Consider the following 16,399-nt stretch of genomic DNA (forward strand, 5'->3'; position numbering starts at 1 on the left):
GAACAAGGTGCGCCAGGTGATCGCGAACCTGCTCGGCAACGCGCGGCGATTCTCCCCCGGCGACTCCCCCATCGAGGTGGTCGTGGGCGCGGACCGGCGCCGGGACGTGGGCTGGTTCGCGATCGTGGATCACGGTGAGGGCGTCCCCGAGCAGATCCGGGATCAGATCTTCCAGCGCTTCTGGCGCGCCGACTCCTCGCGCACGAGAGACACCGGCGGCGCGGGCCTGGGGCTCGCCATCGTCGCGTCCATCGTGCGTGCGCTGAACGGCTCGGTCCAGGTGACCGAGACACCGGGCGGCGGTGCGACGTTCACCGTGTCGCTGCCGCTCGCACCGGCGCAGGCGACGCCGGAGCACCTGCTGCAGGACACGCAGCCCATCGAGCCGCTCGACCTCTCGCGCTGAGCCCGGCGGCCGCTGGACCTGTCCCGCTGAGCCCGGCGGCAGCTGGCGTCCTCGATCGATCCGCACAGTGCGGACCCCGCGAAGGTTCCGCACCGGTTGCGCGACCGGCCCCTATCGACAGGCACCGGATCCCTAACGTCGGATGCATCCGATGCACCACGACGAAAGGATCCTCATGTCCGTTTTCACCGTCGACACTGACGCCGTCTTCACCACCAGGCTGTCCGTGCAGGCCACGAGCGAGCGGCTGCAGAGCGACTCGGCCGCCATGACGTCGCAACTCACTCAGCTGCAGTCGTCCTGGAGCGGGGGCGCCTCCGTCGCGTGTCAGAAYGCCGTGGAGCAGTGGCGCGGCGCACAGGCKCAYSTCGAGCAGGCGCTCGCGGCGATCGCSCAGGCCCTCGGRTCCGCCGGCCAGCTCTACGCGCAGGCCGAGAACGACTCCACTGCGCTGTTCCACTGAGTGTCCCCCTGCCGAGGACGCGCTTTCGTGGGCGGCTCCGCAGACGGAGAAGGCCCCCGGGACGAATCCCGGGGGCCTTCTCGAAAGGGGGCTGGACTCAGAAGTCCATGCCGCCGGACGGGTCGGCCGGCATGGCCGAAGCCTTCTCCGGCTTGTCGGCGACGACGACCTCGGTGGTGAGGAACAGGCCGGCGATCGACGCGGCGTTCTGCAGCGCCGAGCGGGTGACCTTGGCCGGGTCGATGATGCCCTGTGCGAACATGTCGCCGTACTCGCCGGTCGCGGCGTTGAGGCCGTGACCCGTGGGGAGCTCGGAGACCTTGTGCGCGACGACGCCCGGCTCGAGACCGGCGTTGAGGGCGATCTGCTTGAGCGGCGCCTCGATCGCGACGCGCACGATGTTCGCGCCGGTCGCTTCGTCGCCCGTGAGCTCGAGGCCGTTGAGGGCCTTCGTGCCGGACTGGATCAGGGCGACGCCACCACCGGCGACGATGCCCTCCTCGACGGCGGCCTTCGCGTTGCGGACGGCGTCCTCGATGCGGTGCTTGCGCTCCTTGAGCTCGACCTCGGTGGCCGCGCCCGCCTTGATGACGGCCACGCCGCCGGCGAGCTTGGCGAGGCGCTCCTGCAGCTTCTCGCGGTCGTAGTCGCTGTCGGTGTTCTCGATCTCGCGACGGATCTGGGTCACGCGACCGGCGATCTGCTCGGCGTCTCCGGCACCCTCGACGATCGTGGTCTCGTCCTTGGTGACGATGACCTTGCGCGCACGGCCCAGCAGGTCGAGGGTCGCGTTCTCGAGCTTGAGACCGACCTCCTCGGTGATCACGGTGCCGCCGGTGAGGATCGCGATGTCCTGCAGCTGCGCCTTGCGGCGGTCACCGAAGCCCGGAGCCTTGACGGCGACGGACTTGAAGATGCCGCGGATCTTGTTCAGCACCAGGGTCGCAAGGGCTTCGCCCTCGACGTCCTCAGCGATGATGACGAGCTCCTTGCCGTCCTGGATCACCTTGTCGACGACGGGCAGAAGATCCTTGATGTTCGAGATCTTCTGGTTCGCGATGAGGATGTACGGGTCCTCGAAGACAGCCTCCTGGCGGTCCGGGTCCGTGACGAAGTAGGGGTTCAGGTAGCCCTTGTCGAAGCGCATGCCCTCGGTGAGCTCGAGCTCGGTGCCGAAGGTCTGGGACTCCTCGACGGTGACCACACCCTCCTTGCCCACCTTGTCGATGGCCTCGGCGATGAGCTCGCCGATCTCCGGGTCGGCGGCGGAGATCGACGCAGTAGCGGCGATCTGCTCCTTGGACTCGATCTCCTTGGCGGAGGCGAGCAGCTCGGCGGTGATGGCGGCGACGGCCTTCTCGATGCCCTTCTTCAGGCTGATCGGGTCGGCACCGGCGGCCACGTTGCGCAGGCCCTCGCGGACCAGCGCCTGGGCGAGCACGGTTGCGGTGGTGGTGCCGTCACCCGCGACGTCGTCGGTCTTCTTSGCGACCTCCTTGACGAGCTCCGCGCCGATCTTCTCGTACGGGTCGTCGAGCTCGATCTCCTTGGCGATGGACACGCCGTCGTTCGTGATCGTGGGGGCGCCCCACTTCTTCTCGAGCACGACGTTGCGGCCACGCGGGCCGAGGGTCACCTTGACCGCGTCGGCCAGGATGTTCAGGCCGCGCTCGAGACCGCGACGGGCCTCCTCATCGAAAGCGATGATCTTTGCCATGAGTTCTGTCGTCCCTCSTGGACGTAGACATTGGGTTTTAGCACTCAGATCAGTCGAGTGCTAAACCCAGTCTGGCACTCGACCCCTGTGAGTGCAAGCCGTAGAGAGAGCGTCCGGGCTCAGCCCGCCGAGCCGTCGCCCGACGTGTCGGCGGGGGTCGGCTCCGTGGTCGGTGCGTTCTTCGCGAGATCGAGCCCGAGCACCACGGTGAGCTGCTTCTGGCCGGTCACGACGTCGTCGCCGTACCGATCGCTCAGGGCGACCTTCGTCGCGCCGATGAGGGCAGCCAGCGCCTGGGCCGCAGGCTTGTCCGCCTCGGTCTTGTAGTAGACCGTGGTCGCGGGGAAGTCCTGGGTGTCGGCATCGCTCGCCGCCACGGAGCCGCCGGCGAACCCGGCGTTGACGATCGTGTCGCGCGTGCTCGCGGCGAGCCCGTTCACGCCGGTCGCGTTCAGCACCAGGACGGCGTACGACGTGTCCAGCGTCGGCGCCGCCACGGTAGCGGTCGGCGATGCCGTGGGCACCGGCGCACCGCCGTCGAAGCTGATCCGGCCCATGGCGAGCATCGCGGCGAAGATCCCGACGGCGATCAGCACCGCCGTCGCCACTGCGGCCCACAGCAGCACGAACCAGCCGCGCATCCCGGGGTTCTCGGCACGGTGGGCGCCGACGCGTCCCTGCGCGTGCGGGATCACGTCGAATCGGTCGCGGGCGGATTCTGGCATCCCCCGATGTTATCCGGGGTCCTGCTGCGGTTTCGGTGAACGACAGGCCGTCGATCTCGAGCGCGGCTGCGCCTCAGCCGGCGGACAGCGCGGTGCGACCCGATCTCCGCGCTGCCGCGTCGTCTCGGATCCGGCGCAGTCGACGCACCAGCATCGGATCCGCGATCAGCGCCTGCTCAGACTCGATGACCCGGTCCAGCAGCTGGTAGTAGCGCGCCGGCGTCAGCTCCAGCTCGGCGCGGATCGCCTCCTCCTTGGCGCTGGAGTGCCCGGGGCGCCGCGCCTCGAACGCGAGGATCACACGCTCGCGGTCGCTGAGGAGGTCGGTCACCCCATCAGGCTACGTCGCCGTCGGCGCCCGGCCCGGACGGCGCGCCCGGCCGCCGCCCCTCCACGGCCAGGAACGCGCGAGAATGGATCCGACCCCGGGAGGATCCATGTCGCACCGCGTGACCAAGACCGACGCCGAATGGCGGGCCGAGCTCGACCCGCAGCAGTACGCCGTGCTGCGCGAGGCCGCGACCGAGCGGGCGTGGACCGGCGAGCTGCTCGACGAGCACCGTGCCGGCCTCTACACCTGCGGCGCGTGCGGCGCCGAGCTGTTCCGCAGCGGCACGAAGTTCGACTCGGGCTGCGGCTGGCCGAGCTTCTACGAGTCGGTCCGGCCTGAAGCCGTGGAGTTGATCGAGGACAACAGTCTCGGCATGCTGCGCACGGAGGTGCGCTGCGCGAACTGCGGTTCGCATCTGGGCCACGTCTTCCCGGACGGATTCGGCACGCCGACCGGCGACCGATACTGCATGAACTCGATCGCGCTGTCGTTCCAGCCGGACGATTCCGCGACCGGGGCATGAGCGCACTCGAAGCCGTTCGCCGTCGGCAGTCCTGGTCCAAGGTGACCCCGGACGCGCCGACCCGCGAGCAGCTGCTGCCGCTGATCGCGGCCGCCGGCCGCGTCGCGGATCACTCCTCGCTGCGGCCCTGGCGCCTGATCGAGCTGCGTGGACAGGACCGAGAACGACTGGGTGCGGCCATCGCAGCGACGACGGGCGACGACTCGCCCTCGTCCAAGCCTCTGCGCGCCTCCCTGCTGATCGCCGTCGTCGCCAGTTACCGGGACAGCGAGAAGGTGCCCCGCTGGGAGCAGGAGGCCGTCGCCTCCGGTGTCGCGCACGTGCTCAGCCTGYTGCTGGATGAGGCCGGCTGGGGAGTCATCTGGCGCACCGGCGGCTACACCCGCACCGCAGCCGTGGCCCGAGCGCACGGACTCGGTCCGGACGAGGAGCTTCTGGGCTGGCTGTACGTGGGCGGCAAGCCAGGCAAGGAGCCGGGGCGACGCCAGGTGCTCGACGCGGAATCGGTGCTGAGCCGGATGCCCGTCCAGAGCGCGCCCGACGACGCTGCGCCGTCCGACAGTGCGCGCGAACCCGCCGACTCCACCGAACCCGACAAGTGCACCAAGAAGAAGGTGAAGAAGAAGGCCAAGAAGGCGGCCAGGAAAGCCCGGAAGAAGGCCGAGAAGACTGCGAAGAAGCAGCGGCGGCTCAGGAAGACCGAGGAACAGGGCTGACCCGGCGACGCCCCCAGGGCAGCGCCGCCAGCACGGACAGCACCGCCGCGAGCACCATGACGACCACCTGCCATGCGGCAGGGCCGGCCGCGGGCGGCCAGATCATGTCGATCAGCACCGACACCACGAGCTGACCGAGGACAGCACCGAGCCCCATCAGCAGCACTCCCGTGCGGGCCACGATGATCACCCCCAGCAGGATGTAGGACGCACCGAGCAGCCCGCCCAGGTACAGCCACAGGTCTGCGGGGAACACGGCGGGGAACGGCTCCGGAGCTCCGGTCACGAGCAGGCTCGCACCTGCTGACACCGAGAGCACGAGCACGCCCCCGAAGAAGCTCATGTAGGTCGCGCCGAGCGGCGAGGCGATGCGCTGACCGAGCCGGCCGTTCACGGCGGACTGGAACGCGATGCCCGCTCCGGTGAGGAACGGCAGCACCAGCATCCACAGCGGCGCCCGGGCGAGCACGTCGCCGCCGAGCGAGACGCCGACGGCGACGAGCGCGAACGCACCGCCGAGCAGTCGCCCCGGGGTGATGGCGACGACGCCGGCCGGGCCGAATCCGACCCGATCCAGCAGCAGTCCGTGCAGCGTCTGGCCGGCCACGACGCCCACCGTGAAAAGGGCGACGCCGAGGATGCCCGCGACCAGGCCCTGGGTCGACACGGTCAGCGCACCGCAGGCGCCGCCGAGCAGCATCCACCAGCGCACGCCGCCGGTGCGGATCCCCCGCCAGAGACGCCCGAGCCCCGCGCGTCCCGAACGAGTGAGCAGCACGGGGAAGCTCAGCAGCACCAGGCCGACAGCGAACGACACCCACCCGGCGAGTATCCCGTTGTCCAGACGCACTCCGAGCTGCCCGTTCACGCGCGCCTGGATCGCCGTCATCGCACCGATGGCGACCGCGCCGCCGAGCGCCAGCACGGTGCGCCCGCGGCGCGGCTTCGGAGGGGGCACAGTCACCGTTATGAGCCTACTCGGGCGCGGAATCGCTCTCGAGCACACCGACGTCCCCCGCCCGAGGTACGCTCCMKCCATGTGCGCGAGCTACGGYCTGGATCCSCGRTTCAGCGATCAGCAGCTGATCGARGARGCCGAYGACGAACTCATGGAGGGGATCCGCGCGTGGGCGCGGCGCAACGCGGAGGAGACTCTGCGCCCCACCGGACGGCTGCTGCGCAACCTCAATCCGATCCTGCTGCCCTCGGAGTCCGCGCAACCGCAGCTCGAGCAGGCCTGGTGGGGATTCCTCGTCGACGGCCGGCCGTCGCGGTTCCCCTCGATCAACACCCGCTCCGAACGGCTGCAGGAGCGTCCCGGGAGCCTGAAGGGGCGGGCGCTGGTCCCCGCCACGAGCTGGTACGAGATGCAGAAGCCGCAGAAGGCGTGGCACGAGTTCGGGCTGGACGGCGCCCTGTTCGGCATGGCCGCGATCACCCAGCGCGGCCGCGCCGAGGACGGCTCCTGGTACACGTGCTACTCGATCGTGATGCAGCCGGCGCCCGAGCGCCTCGCCGGGATCCACGACCGCATGCCGGTGCTGCTGCCGGCCGCATTCGCCCGGGACTGGCTGAACGGCGACGCCACGCGCGAGCTCATCGACGAGGCGCTGCTGGCCTCCGCCGCGATCACCGCGCGGGTGGCCGCGACGCCGCGCGCGGATGACAAGGGCACGGATCGACTGTTCTGAGCACCGCGGATGCGTCATGTCCGCACCATGATGCCCGCGGAGGAAGAATCGGAGCCTCCTGCCGGACTCGAACCGGCCACCTGCGGTTTACAAGGCCGCTGCTCTACCAGATGAGCTAAGGAGGCGAGGAATGGCCGGCGCCGTGAGGGCGCGACCGCTCCACAGCGTAGCAATTCGCCGCGCTGTCGGCGTGCACGCCGTCCGGAGCCGGACGGCCGCACGCGCTACTTCGCGGCGGACGGCGACGGCGTGGGCGAGAGCGTCGGACCGGGCGTGCCGTAGTACGAGTCGCTCGCGACCGAGAGCACGAACTGGCTGAACTCGGCGGCGTCGGTGAGCGATCCGGCGTAGACCTGGCCGTTCACGACGATCGTGGGCGCGCCGCTCAGGGCCCCCTTCTTGGAGCCGGGCAGCGGGCCGTCCACGGCGCGCTGCGTGACGTCCTTCACCCAGGAGTCGTAGGTGCTCTCCTCGACGCAGGTCTGGAGGCCCTTGGCATCCTTCACTCCGCTCGAGATCGCGAGTGCGATGAGCTCCTTGTCACTCTTGCCGTCGGTGTCCTGCTTCGGCTGGTCGACGAGCAGGGCGTGGTTGAACGCGTAGAAGACCTCGGGCTGCATCGAGGCGACGCAGGCGGCGGCGGACGCGGCGCGCAGCGAATACTTGGTGCCGTTGGAGTTCGCGGTCAGCAACGCGACCGGGTGATAGGTGACGGTCGCCGCGTCCTGATCGACCCAGGTCGCGAGCTGCTTCGCGTTCGCACGCTCGAAGTCGCTGGCGCCGGGCGAGAGGTAGTCGACGTAGACATGGATGTCGACAGCGTCGGCCGTGGCGGTCGGATCGGGAGTCGGCGAGGCGGATCCGGTCGGCGCCGCGCTGCCCGCCGTGCTCGGCGAGGGCGTGGGCGTGCTCCCGGATCCGGCGCGCACCGAGGCCAGATCCTCCTTGGTCACGACGACACCGTCGTCCTGCAGGTTCGACGGTGTGAGCGACGGCTTCGACACGGCGGAGCCCACAGCCCAGGCCACGGCGCCTCCCGCGGCGCCGACCACGATGACCGCGACCGCGGCGATGATCACACGTCGGATGATCCGGGCGCGGGACTGCTGGGCGTTCACCTGCTGGGCCTTCTCCCGCACGGCCGCACGCGAATGCGGCGGAGTGGGGACGTTCGGCGTTTCGTCGCTCGACATCGTTCCTCTTGGTTTCTCGGGACTGGCGTCCCTGTGGCCTGCTGCCGACGGGCGCGGCGCGGCACGGGTTCGATGCTAGCCAGGCAGGCTGAGAAATGACCAGACGGCCCCTGGCCGGACCCTGCGAGATCTGACCCGGAAAGCGCTTCACCGACGATGCTGGACCTCGCCGGAGCTCTCATGTCATACTGATCCCGGCCCGATGGCGGGCCACGGCGGGTTCATCCTCGTCGCTTTTTCACTACGGATCGTCCGGCACGTACCTGCCGGTGAAGGAGAAGACAATGGCAACTGTGACCTTTGATGAGGCCACCCGTCTGTACCCCGGCGGCACCCGCCCCGCGGTCGACAAGCTGAACATCGAGATCGCCGATGGCGAGTTCCTGGTTCTGGTCGGCCCCTCCGGCTGCGGCAAGTCCACCTCGCTCCGCATGCTCGCGGGCCTCGAAGAGGTCAACGCCGGCCGGATCCTGATCGGCGACCGCGACGTGACCGACGTCCCGCCGAAGGACCGCGACATCGCGATGGTGTTCCAGAACTACGCGCTGTACCCGCACATGACCGTGGCCGAGAACATGGGCTTCGCGCTCAAGATCGCCGGCGTCGGCAAGGAGGAGCGCGCCCAGCGCGTCCTCGAGGCCGCCAAGCTCCTCGACCTCGAGCCGTACCTGACCCGCAAGCCGAAGGCCCTCTCGGGTGGTCAGCGTCAGCGTGTCGCCATGGGCCGCGCGATCGTGCGTCAGCCGCAGGTGTTCCTCATGGACGAGCCGCTGTCGAACCTCGACGCGAAGCTGCGTGTGCAGACCCGCACCCAGATCGCGTCCCTGCAGCGCCGCCTGGGCGTCACCACGGTCTACGTCACGCACGACCAGACCGAGGCCCTGACCATGGGCGACCGCATCGCGGTGCTCAAGGACGGTCTGCTGCAGCAGGTAGGCACGCCGCGTGACCTGTACGAGAAGCCGAACAACCTGTTCGTCGCCGGCTTCATCGGCTCTCCGGCGATGAACCTGTTCGCGGCCGACCTGGCCGAGGGCGGCGTCCGCTTCGGCACCGAGGTCGTCCCGCTGGACCGCGACACGGTCGGACGCGCGAACGGCTCGCAGGTCACGGTCGGCGTACGCCCCGAGGACATCACGGTCGGCCCCGCCGACGGCAAGGGCCTGTCGGTCGTGGTGGACCTCGTCGAAGAGCTCGGCGCTGACGGTTACTTGTACGGCCACACCGAGATCAACGGCAAGCGCGCCGACCTGGTCGCCCGCGTCGATGGCCGCAACCACCCGAACGCCGGCGAGACGGTCACCCTCGCCGCGAACCCCGGTCACGTGCACGCCTTCGACGTCGAGTCCGGCGCCCGCTTGAACGACAAGCCGATCGTCGCCTCCTGATCACCGTCTGATCGACGCGGCGCGGGGGATCTCCCCCGCGCCGCGTCGTCGTCTTCCCTGTCGATCCCCCGAGGAGCACCGTTGAAGGACGCTCTGACCATCACGGCGAGTGCCGTGGATCCGGGTCTGCTGTCGCTGCCCTGGTCGCAGCCGCTGTCGAAGTGGCCGTCCGACGTGATCGTGTCGCTGCCCAAGGGCCTGTCCCGGCACCTGGTGCGCTTCGCGGATCTGTCCGGATCCGTCGTCGCCGTGAAGGAGACCACGGAGCAGATGGCGCGCCGCGAGTACGACATGCTGGGCAACCTCGCCCGCCTCGATGTGCCCTGCGTGTCCCGCGTCGCCGTCATCGCCGGCCGCACCGACGGCAAGGGCGAGCACCTGCCKGCGGCGCTGGTGACCTCSCACCTGCGCTTCTCGATGCCGTACCGSGCGCTGTTCACSCGSGTGCTGCGGCCGGACACCGCGACCCGCCTGGTCGACGCACTCGCGCTACTGCTGGTGCGGCTGCACAACGTCGGCTTCTACTGGGGCGACGTGTCGCTGTCGAACGCGCTGTTCCGCCGTGACGCCGGGGCGTTCGCCGCCTACCTCGTGGACGCCGAGACCGGCGAGCTGCACGAGGAGGGCCTGACCGACGGTCAGCGCGCGTACGACCTGGATCTGGCCCGCACCAACATCGCCGGGGAGATCCTGGACCTCGCCGCAGGCGGGAGGCTCGAGCGCGGCGTGGACGCGGTCGCGATCGCGGACGGCATCGTGTCGTCCTACCGCGCCCTGTGGGCCGCGCTCACCGCACACGAGTCCTTCGCTGCGGGCGAGGCCTGGCGGATCACGGAGCGCGTGGAGAAGCTGAACGCGCTCGGCTTCGACATCGGCGAGATGTCGATCCAGACCACCGCCGACGGCACCAGGGTCGAGATCGAGCCCAAGGTCGTCGATGCCGGCCATCATCAGCGCCGCCTCATCCGCCTCACCGGCCTGGACGTCGAGGAGAACCAGGCCCGGCGACTGCTGAACGACCTGGACGAGTTCCGGGCCCGCTCCACCAAGCAGTGGGCGGACGAGGAGATGTACGCGCACGAGTGGCTCACCCGGGTGTTCGAACCGGTGGTGCGCGCGATCCCCTACGACCTGCGCGCCAAGCTGGAACCGGCCGAGGTGTTCCACCAGGTGCTCGAGCACCGCTGGTACATGTCGCAGGCGCAGGGCCGGTCGGTGCCGCTGGCCGAGGTGCTCACCTCGTACATCAACGACGTGCTGCGGCACCGGCGGGACGAGGCCACGATCATGGGGCCGCCCACCGAGACCATGTCACTGCCGGTGATCACCGGATCCGTCCCGGTCTCGGACGACACCGGCGACATCGACTGGCGCGATCTGGTCTGAGACGGCGCGGCACTGGCCGCGAGGCTCCATCCGAGTAACGAGACTGCAGCGCTGGCGTGCAGTCTCGTTACTCCACTGAAGTCTCGCGGTCAGGTGCGGTCGCCCGGGGGACGATGCCGTCAGTAGCCGACGGTGAAACGCTCGCGGCGGTGCTTGCCGTTCTCGATCTCGTCGACGACCGCGATCGCGAAATCGGCGCCGGAGATGGTCGAGTTGCCATCGGCGTCGCGCACGACCACGTCGCCGCCGTCCCGGTAGGAGCCGGTGCGCTCGCCCTCGGCCCACGGCCCGAACACCTCGGCCGGGTGCACGAAGAACCAGTCCAGCGACGCGTCGGCGTTCTGCAGCACGGCGAGGGAATCGATGCCGACCTGCGCCTCGTGCTTGTACTCCTCGGGGAAGTCGAGGTCGATCAGACGCGGACCGCCGGGCGCCGAAAGGCTGCCGCCGGCGCCGCCGACGACGCTCACTCGCGTGCCCGTGCCGCTGAGCTTGTCGACCAGGTTGGTCAGTGCCGGGATGACCGCCTGCTCCATGTCGCCGCGCGGGGACAGCGCAGACACGACCACATCGGCGTTCTCGAACACGTCGCCGAGCGCATCGAGGTCGGTCACCGAACCCTGCACGTTGGTGACACCGTCGACGGGAGCGGACGGCTCGGAGCGCGAGATCGAGACGACCTCGTGCCCGCGCGACGCGGCTTCCTGGACGATGTGGCGGCCGGCGTAGCCGGTCCCTCCGATGACGACGATGCGAGCCATGCGCGTTCCTTCCGTTCCGATCCCGGCTGTTTCTGCACCGGGTACGGCAGGTGAAAGGACCCACGGCCGTCGTCTATTCCGCCTCAGCCGGATCCTGCACGGATGTGCGCCTCCGGTCAACGGCATGCGCGGTCGGTCATGCGGAGCACCGAGCGCCAGGGCGCCGTGCTCCGCATGAACCTCAGCCCTTGGCGGCGCGGACCGTCGAGACCTGGTACAGCGCGACAGAGGCCGCGATGCCTGCGTTGAGCGACTCGGTCGCCGCGGAGATCGGGATCGACACGATCTGGTCGCAGGTCTCGGTGACGAGGCGCGAAAGCCCCTTGCCTTCGGATCCGACCACGATGACGACGGGACGGTCCGCGAGCTCGACCGCGGGCAGCGACACGTCGCCGCCGCCATCGAGGCCGAGCACGAAGACGCCTTGCTTCTTGAACTCCTTGAGCATGCTGGTGAGGTTCGCAGCGAGGGCGACCGGGATGCGGGCCGCCGCCCCGGCGCTGGTCTTCCACGCCGCGGAGTTCACGCTCGCCGAGCGACGCTGCGGAAGGATCACGCCGTGYCCGCCGAAGGCGGCGGTGGAGCGGATGATCGCGCCGAGGTTGCGGGGATCGGTGATCCCGTCGAGCGCCACGAACAGCGGGGTCTGGCCGCGGTCGATGACCTCTTCCAGCAGATCCTGCGGGTGCGCGTACTCGTACGGCGGCACCTTGAGGGCGACGCCCTGGTGCACGCCGTCGAAGCCGGCCATGCGATCCAGCTCCTGACGGGTGACCTCGAGCACGGGGATCTCACGGTGCCGTGCGATCGCGAGCATCTCCTTGATGCGGTCATCCATCTCCACGCGCTGCGCGATGTACATCGTGGTGGCGGGGATCTTCGTGCGCAGCGCCTCGAGCACCGAGTTGCGCCCGGTGACGGTCTCGGTGTCGTTCGAGGCCGACGACGAGGACACGCGGCGGTTCGGATTGGATCCGCTCTGCGGCTTCTGGCCCGCGCCCGATCGCGCGCCGGGACGGCCCTTGCCGCCTGCGGCCGCATAGCGCTCCTGGGCCGCCTTGCGCTTTCCGGCGACGTGCCAGGCGCGGTCCTCGGCCTTCGGGGTGTTCCCGCGGCCCTCGAGCGCCTTGCGGCCGAGGCCGCCGGTGCCCTTGGTGGCGCCCTTCTTCTTGCTGTTGCCCGCTCCGGGCCTGCTCGGCTTAGCCATCGATACTCCAATGAGTTCCGTCTGGAGTGTCCTCCAGGGTGATGCCCGCCGCACCGATCGCATCGCGGATGCGGTCGGCGGCGGGCCAGTCCTTGTCGGCGCGGGCCTGCGCACGCTGGGCGATCATCGCCTGCACGAGCGCATCCAGCGCGGTGGTGGTCTTCGTGTCGGATCCGGCGGATGCCCACTCGGGCGCGAAGGGATCGATGCCGAGGATCCCGGCCATGGCCTGGACGTCCGCGAAGGCATCGATCGCGGCATCACGGTCGGAGCGGTCCAGCGCAGCATTGCCCACGCGTACCGTCTCGTGGAGCGCGGCGAGCGCCTGCGGCACGCCGAGATCGTCGTCCATGGCGGCAGCGAAGGCCTGTGGCACAGCACGGTCGGCCCACCCGATTCGCGGACCGTACGCTCGGATAACGCGCTCCTGGAACGTCCGGATCCGGCCCAGCGCCGCCTCCGCCTCGCGCCACGACGACTCGGAGAGGTCCAGGCTGGAGCGGTAGTGCGCGGCGGCCAGCGCATAGCGCACCACGAGCGGATCGTGCTGCGCGAGCACGTCGGCGGCAAGCGTGAAGTTGCCGATCGACTTGGACATCTTCTGCCCGTCGACGGTCACGAGGCCGTTGTGCACCCAGTACCGGGCGAACGCGTCACCGGCCGCGGTCGACTGCGCCAGTTCGTTCTCGTGGTGCGGGAAGCGCAGGTCGAGACCGCCGCCGTGGATGTCGAACTCGGCACCGAGGTAGCGCCGCGCCATCGCGGAGCACTCGATGTGCCAGCCGGGACGCCCGGCGCCCCAGGGCGAGGCCCAGGTGGCGTCGGCGGGTTCGTCCGGCTTCGCGCCCTTCCACAGGGCGAAGTCCTGCGGGTTGCGCTTGCCACGCGGATCCGCATCCTCCGCGGCCTCCATCGCGTCCACGGACTGGTGGGTGAGCTCGCCGTAGGCGGGCCAGCTGCGCACGTCGAAGTAGACGTCGCCGGACCCGTCGGCCGCCGGGTAGGCGTGACCGCGCTCGACGAGGCGCTCGATGAGCTCCTGCATCTGCGGGATCGACGCCGTCGCCCGCGGCTCGTAGGTCGGCGGCAGGATGCCGACGGCGGCGTACGCGGCCGAGAACTCCTGCTCCATCCGGTACGCCAGGCCCCACCACGCCTCGGCGTCGGTCGCATTCGCGAGCACCTTGTCGTCGATGTCCGTGACGTTGCGGACGAAGGTGACCCGCCCGTAGCGCAGCTGCAGCCAGCGCCGCAGCAGGTCGAAGCTCAGCGCCGCGCGCACATGCCCGATGTGCGGGCCGGACTGCACGGTGGGTCCGCACACGTACATCGTCACGTTCGAGTCATCGAGCGGAACGAACTCGCGCAGTTCCTGCGCGCGCGTGTCATGGAGGCGGATCGTCACCGCTCAAGCCTACCGGGGCGGCCCTGACAGTTTCGGGGAGCGATGTCGGCGCCGGAATCGGATCCGGCAGGGCGGACATCGCTCCTCGAAACAGGACGTGGTCAGGGCTGCAGCAGGATCTTGCCCTCGCGCCCCGCGCGCAGGTTGCCCTCCGACGCCTCCGCGATCCGCTCGAACGACAGCACGGCCTCGACCGGGAGGGTGAGCACGCCCTCGCGGATGCGCTGCAGCAGCTCGCCGAAGAGGGCTCCACGCTGGTCCGCGGGCATCGCAGCCGCGACCTTCGAGCCCCAGAAGCCGCGCACGGTCAGCTGCTTGAAGATCACGTCGCCCGAGGAGATCCGCATGGTCGGCGATGCCATCGCGCCGAACACCACGAGCAGGCCGCCTTCGCCGAGCATCGCGGCGACCTGGCCACTCGCGTCGCCACCGACCGAGTCGATGCCGGCGCGGATCGGCGCACCGCCGCTGAGGGCGCGCACCTGGTCCTGCCAGTCCTCGGCATCGGTCGCGACGACGTTGCCGACCCCCTGCGCGGCGAGCTCCGCGATGCCGTCCGCACGACGGACCAGGCTGACCACGTGCACGCCGCGAGCGGCGGCGAGCTGGGCGACCATACGGCCGACGGCGCCGTTCGCCGCGTTCTGGATCATCCAGTCGCCCGCGGCCAGCCCGAGCGAGTCCAGCACGCTGATGGCGCTGAACGGCATGGATCCGAGCTGGGCGGCCTGCTCGTCGGGGATGTCGTCGGGCACCGGGATGAGCCCGGCAGCGGAGGCGAGCACGTACTCGGCCCAGGCGCCGAACGCGCCGCCGACGGTGACGCGACGCCCGATCAGCGCGTCATCGACGCCTTCGCCGACCGCATCGACCACACCGACCGCCTCGGTGCCGGATCCGGCCGGCAGCTCGGGCTTGTACCCGTAGAGGCCGCGCACCGTGAGCAGGTCGTGGTTGTGCACGGCGGCGAGCAGCACGCGCAGCCGCACCTGCCCCGGACCGGGCTCCGGCAGCGGGACGTCCTGGACGGACAGGACTTCGGCGGGATCCCCGAAGGAGGAGTGGACGAGTGCGCGCATGGCGGTGACCTCTCTACGACGTCTGCTGGATGCGGCGGGTGGCCGCGTCCTCCAGCGTAGGCACGTGCGCGAGGAATCGGATCCGAATCCGCAGGACCCTGCGTTATGGATTCAGCCCAGCGCGATCGGATGCACGAGAGCCACAGCCGTGACGGCGATCCCCTCGCCCCGGCCGGGGAAGCCGAGCCCGTCGGTCGTGGTCGCGGAGACGGCGACGGGAGCGCCGCCGAGGGCCTCGGACAGCACGCGCTCGGCCTCAGCGCGGCGCGCACTGAACCGCGGGCGATTGCCCTGGAACTGCACGGAGACGTTGCCGATCGCGAATCCGCCCTCCGCGAGGATCTCCGCCGTGCGGGCCAGGAATACATCGCCGTGCGCACCGGCGTACTCCGGATGCGCGGTGCCGAAGTGCTGCCCGATGTCGCCGAGGCCCGCCGCCCCCAGCAGGGCGTCCACGATCGCGTGCGCCACGGCGTCGCCATCGGAGTGCCCCTCGAGCGCGGGCTCGCCGGGCCAGTCGAGCCCTGCCAGGCGAAGCGTGCCGCCCGGGGCGAAGGCGTGCACGTCGGTGCCGATGCCGATGCGCGGGATGGCGGGGCCGTCGGGCACCGTGGAGGACGTGAGGATCATGCGGGCGCGCTCCAGGTCGTGCGGAGTGGTGATCTTGAAGGCTCCCTCGGATCCGAGCACGTGCCGCACCGCTCCTCCGGCGGCGGCGAACAGCGCGGCGTCGTCGGTGTACTCGATGCCCTGAGCTTCGGCGTGCCCGTAGGCGGCGACGAGCTCGGTGCGGGGGAAGCCCTGCGGCGTCTGCGCGGCGGCGAGCTCTGATCGGTCGACCGGGGCGACGACCTCCTCCCCGTGCACGCGCTTGAGGGTGTCGACGACGGGCAGCGCGGGGATCACGCCCACGCCGGGGCGCACCGCTGCGGACACCGCCGCTAGCTGCGCGGGTGGAGTCAGCGCGCGAGCTGCGTCGTGCACCAGCACCGTGTCGATGCCGTCGGCGAGCACCGCGAGTCCGGCCGCCACGGAGCGCTGCCGGGTCTCGCCTCCGACGACCACCGCCACCGCCGGCGCCCCCTCGTCGCTCGCTGGTCGCGGATTGTCGCTTCGAACCTCGGATGGCGGCATTTCGCGACCAGTGAACGTCGTCTGCGCGGCCTCGAGGATGGTGCGCGCGTCGGACTCGAGTCCAGCCGGGACGACGAGGATCACCTGTGCCGGGGCCGCGGCGAGGACGCCGTCGAGCGCATGCTCGAGAATCGCGCGACCGCAGAGCGGCACGAACGCCTTGGGGGCTCCGGCGGCGAGGCGCGTACCGGATCCGGCCGCCACGACGATCACCGCGGTGTGCGCGAGGGGCGAAGGCGGGGGCAGGTCGTTCACGCTCTCACGTTAGCGCCGG

General features: G+C 70.3%; 17 protein-coding genes and 1 tRNA gene. 7 read left to right on the forward strand and 11 right to left on the reverse strand.

What is annotated here, in order from left to right; genetic code table 11:
* On the forward strand, window positions 1-406 hold a 406-nt coding region (locus AC1DMN_RS12240), incomplete at its 5' end, for a sensor histidine kinase (RefSeq protein ID WP_477384318.1).
* 175 nt (window positions 407-581) lie between these two features.
* Window positions 582-869, forward strand: a complete 288-nt coding sequence (locus AC1DMN_RS12245) for a WXG100 family type VII secretion target (RefSeq protein ID WP_477384320.1) — start codon at window positions 582-584, stop codon at window positions 867-869.
* Between the two features lie 97 nt (window positions 870-966).
* On the opposite strand, the gene groL is transcribed toward AC1DMN_RS12245, so the two are convergent.
* The 3 genes from groL to AC1DMN_RS12260 all read right to left on the reverse strand — a co-directional run bounded on the left by groL (window position 967) and on the right by AC1DMN_RS12260 (window position 3,642).
* The gene (gene groL, locus AC1DMN_RS12250; RefSeq protein WP_441977639.1) at window positions 967-2,586 is read right to left on the reverse strand and encodes a chaperonin GroEL; all 1,620 of its coding nucleotides are present in this window, start codon (window positions 2,584-2,586) and stop codon (window positions 967-969) included.
* 119 nt (window positions 2,587-2,705) lie between these two features.
* Window positions 2,706-3,311 (reverse strand): LytR C-terminal domain-containing protein, encoded by a 606-nt coding sequence (locus AC1DMN_RS12255; RefSeq protein ID WP_440733741.1) that lies wholly within the window; start codon window positions 3,309-3,311, stop codon window positions 2,706-2,708.
* Window positions 3,312-3,384: 73 nt separating this feature from the next.
* Window positions 3,385-3,642, reverse strand: coding sequence for a DUF3263 domain-containing protein (locus AC1DMN_RS12260; protein ID WP_440733742.1), 258 nt, complete (start codon window positions 3,640-3,642; stop codon window positions 3,385-3,387).
* Between the two features lie 106 nt (window positions 3,643-3,748).
* Between AC1DMN_RS12260 and msrB the strand changes: the two genes are divergently transcribed.
* Window positions 3,749-4,165 (forward strand): peptide-methionine (R)-S-oxide reductase MsrB, encoded by a 417-nt coding sequence (gene msrB, locus AC1DMN_RS12265; protein WP_440733743.1) that lies wholly within the window; start codon window positions 3,749-3,751, stop codon window positions 4,163-4,165.
* Window positions 4,162-4,881 (forward strand): nitroreductase family protein, encoded by a 720-nt coding sequence (locus AC1DMN_RS12270; protein WP_477229533.1) that lies wholly within the window; start codon window positions 4,162-4,164, stop codon window positions 4,879-4,881. The genes msrB and AC1DMN_RS12270 overlap by 4 nt, the downstream gene beginning before the upstream one ends.
* On the opposite strand, the gene AC1DMN_RS12275 is transcribed toward AC1DMN_RS12270, so the two are convergent.
* Complete coding sequence (locus AC1DMN_RS12275) at window positions 4,856-5,845, reverse strand: DMT family transporter (protein ID WP_477229534.1); 990 nt, start codon at window positions 5,843-5,845, stop codon at window positions 4,856-4,858. The two genes, AC1DMN_RS12270 and AC1DMN_RS12275, sit on opposite strands and share 26 nt — an antisense overlap.
* 145 nt (window positions 5,846-5,990) lie before the next feature.
* On the opposite strand from AC1DMN_RS12275, the gene AC1DMN_RS12280 reads away from it, so the two are divergent.
* Complete coding sequence (locus tag AC1DMN_RS12280) at window positions 5,991-6,572, forward strand: SOS response-associated peptidase family protein (RefSeq protein WP_477384322.1); 582 nt, start codon at window positions 5,991-5,993, stop codon at window positions 6,570-6,572.
* Window positions 6,573-6,624: 52 nt separating this feature from the next.
* Here the strand turns inward: AC1DMN_RS12280 and AC1DMN_RS12285 are convergent.
* Both AC1DMN_RS12285 and AC1DMN_RS12290 read right to left on the reverse strand, forming a co-directional pair.
* Window positions 6,625-6,697: transfer RNA gene (locus AC1DMN_RS12285), tRNA-Thr, on the reverse strand.
* A 99-nt stretch (window positions 6,698-6,796) separates the two neighbouring features.
* Window positions 6,797-7,765, reverse strand: a complete 969-nt coding sequence (locus tag AC1DMN_RS12290) for a DsbA family protein (RefSeq protein WP_441977643.1) — start codon at window positions 7,763-7,765, stop codon at window positions 6,797-6,799.
* A 284-nt stretch (window positions 7,766-8,049) separates the two neighbouring features.
* Between AC1DMN_RS12290 and AC1DMN_RS12295 the strand changes: the two genes are divergently transcribed.
* Both AC1DMN_RS12295 and AC1DMN_RS12300 read left to right on the forward strand, forming a co-directional pair.
* Entirely contained in the window at window positions 8,050-9,153 is a 1,104-nt protein-coding gene (locus tag AC1DMN_RS12295) for an ABC transporter ATP-binding protein (RefSeq protein WP_440733747.1), read from the forward strand.
* 81 nt (window positions 9,154-9,234) lie between these two features.
* A complete protein-coding gene (locus AC1DMN_RS12300) occupies window positions 9,235-10,539 on the forward strand; it encodes a DUF4032 domain-containing protein (RefSeq protein ID WP_441977644.1) in 1,305 nt (434 codons plus the stop codon).
* A gap of 119 nt (window positions 10,540-10,658) precedes the next feature.
* On the opposite strand, the gene AC1DMN_RS12305 is transcribed toward AC1DMN_RS12300, so the two are convergent.
* From AC1DMN_RS12305 to ispD, 5 genes are all read right to left on the reverse strand, one after another.
* Complete coding sequence (locus AC1DMN_RS12305; RefSeq protein WP_440733749.1) at window positions 10,659-11,300, reverse strand: NAD(P)-dependent oxidoreductase; 642 nt, start codon at window positions 11,298-11,300, stop codon at window positions 10,659-10,661.
* Window positions 11,301-11,481: 181 nt separating this feature from the next.
* Window positions 11,482-12,507 (reverse strand): 23S rRNA (guanosine(2251)-2'-O)-methyltransferase RlmB, encoded by a 1,026-nt coding sequence (rlmB, locus tag AC1DMN_RS12310; protein ID WP_477229535.1) that lies wholly within the window; start codon window positions 12,505-12,507, stop codon window positions 11,482-11,484.
* Window positions 12,500-13,912, reverse strand: coding sequence for a cysteine--tRNA ligase (gene cysS, locus AC1DMN_RS12315; protein ID WP_477229536.1), 1,413 nt, complete (start codon window positions 13,910-13,912; stop codon window positions 12,500-12,502). Before cysS ends, rlmB begins: the two co-directional genes overlap by 8 nt.
* 101 nt (window positions 13,913-14,013) lie before the next feature.
* Window positions 14,014-14,991 carry a zinc-binding dehydrogenase gene (locus AC1DMN_RS12320; RefSeq protein WP_477229537.1) on the reverse strand — a complete coding sequence of 326 codons (978 nt, stop codon included), beginning with the start codon at window positions 14,989-14,991 and terminating at the stop codon, window positions 14,014-14,016.
* 111 nt (window positions 14,992-15,102) lie between these two features.
* Window positions 15,103-16,380, reverse strand: a complete 1,278-nt coding sequence (gene ispD, locus AC1DMN_RS12325) for a 2-C-methyl-D-erythritol 4-phosphate cytidylyltransferase (protein ID WP_477229538.1) — start codon at window positions 16,378-16,380, stop codon at window positions 15,103-15,105.
* Window positions 16,381-16,399: the final 19 nt, after the last annotated feature.

It is taken from the genome of Microbacterium sp. 01T413_2 (assembly GCF_056398985.1).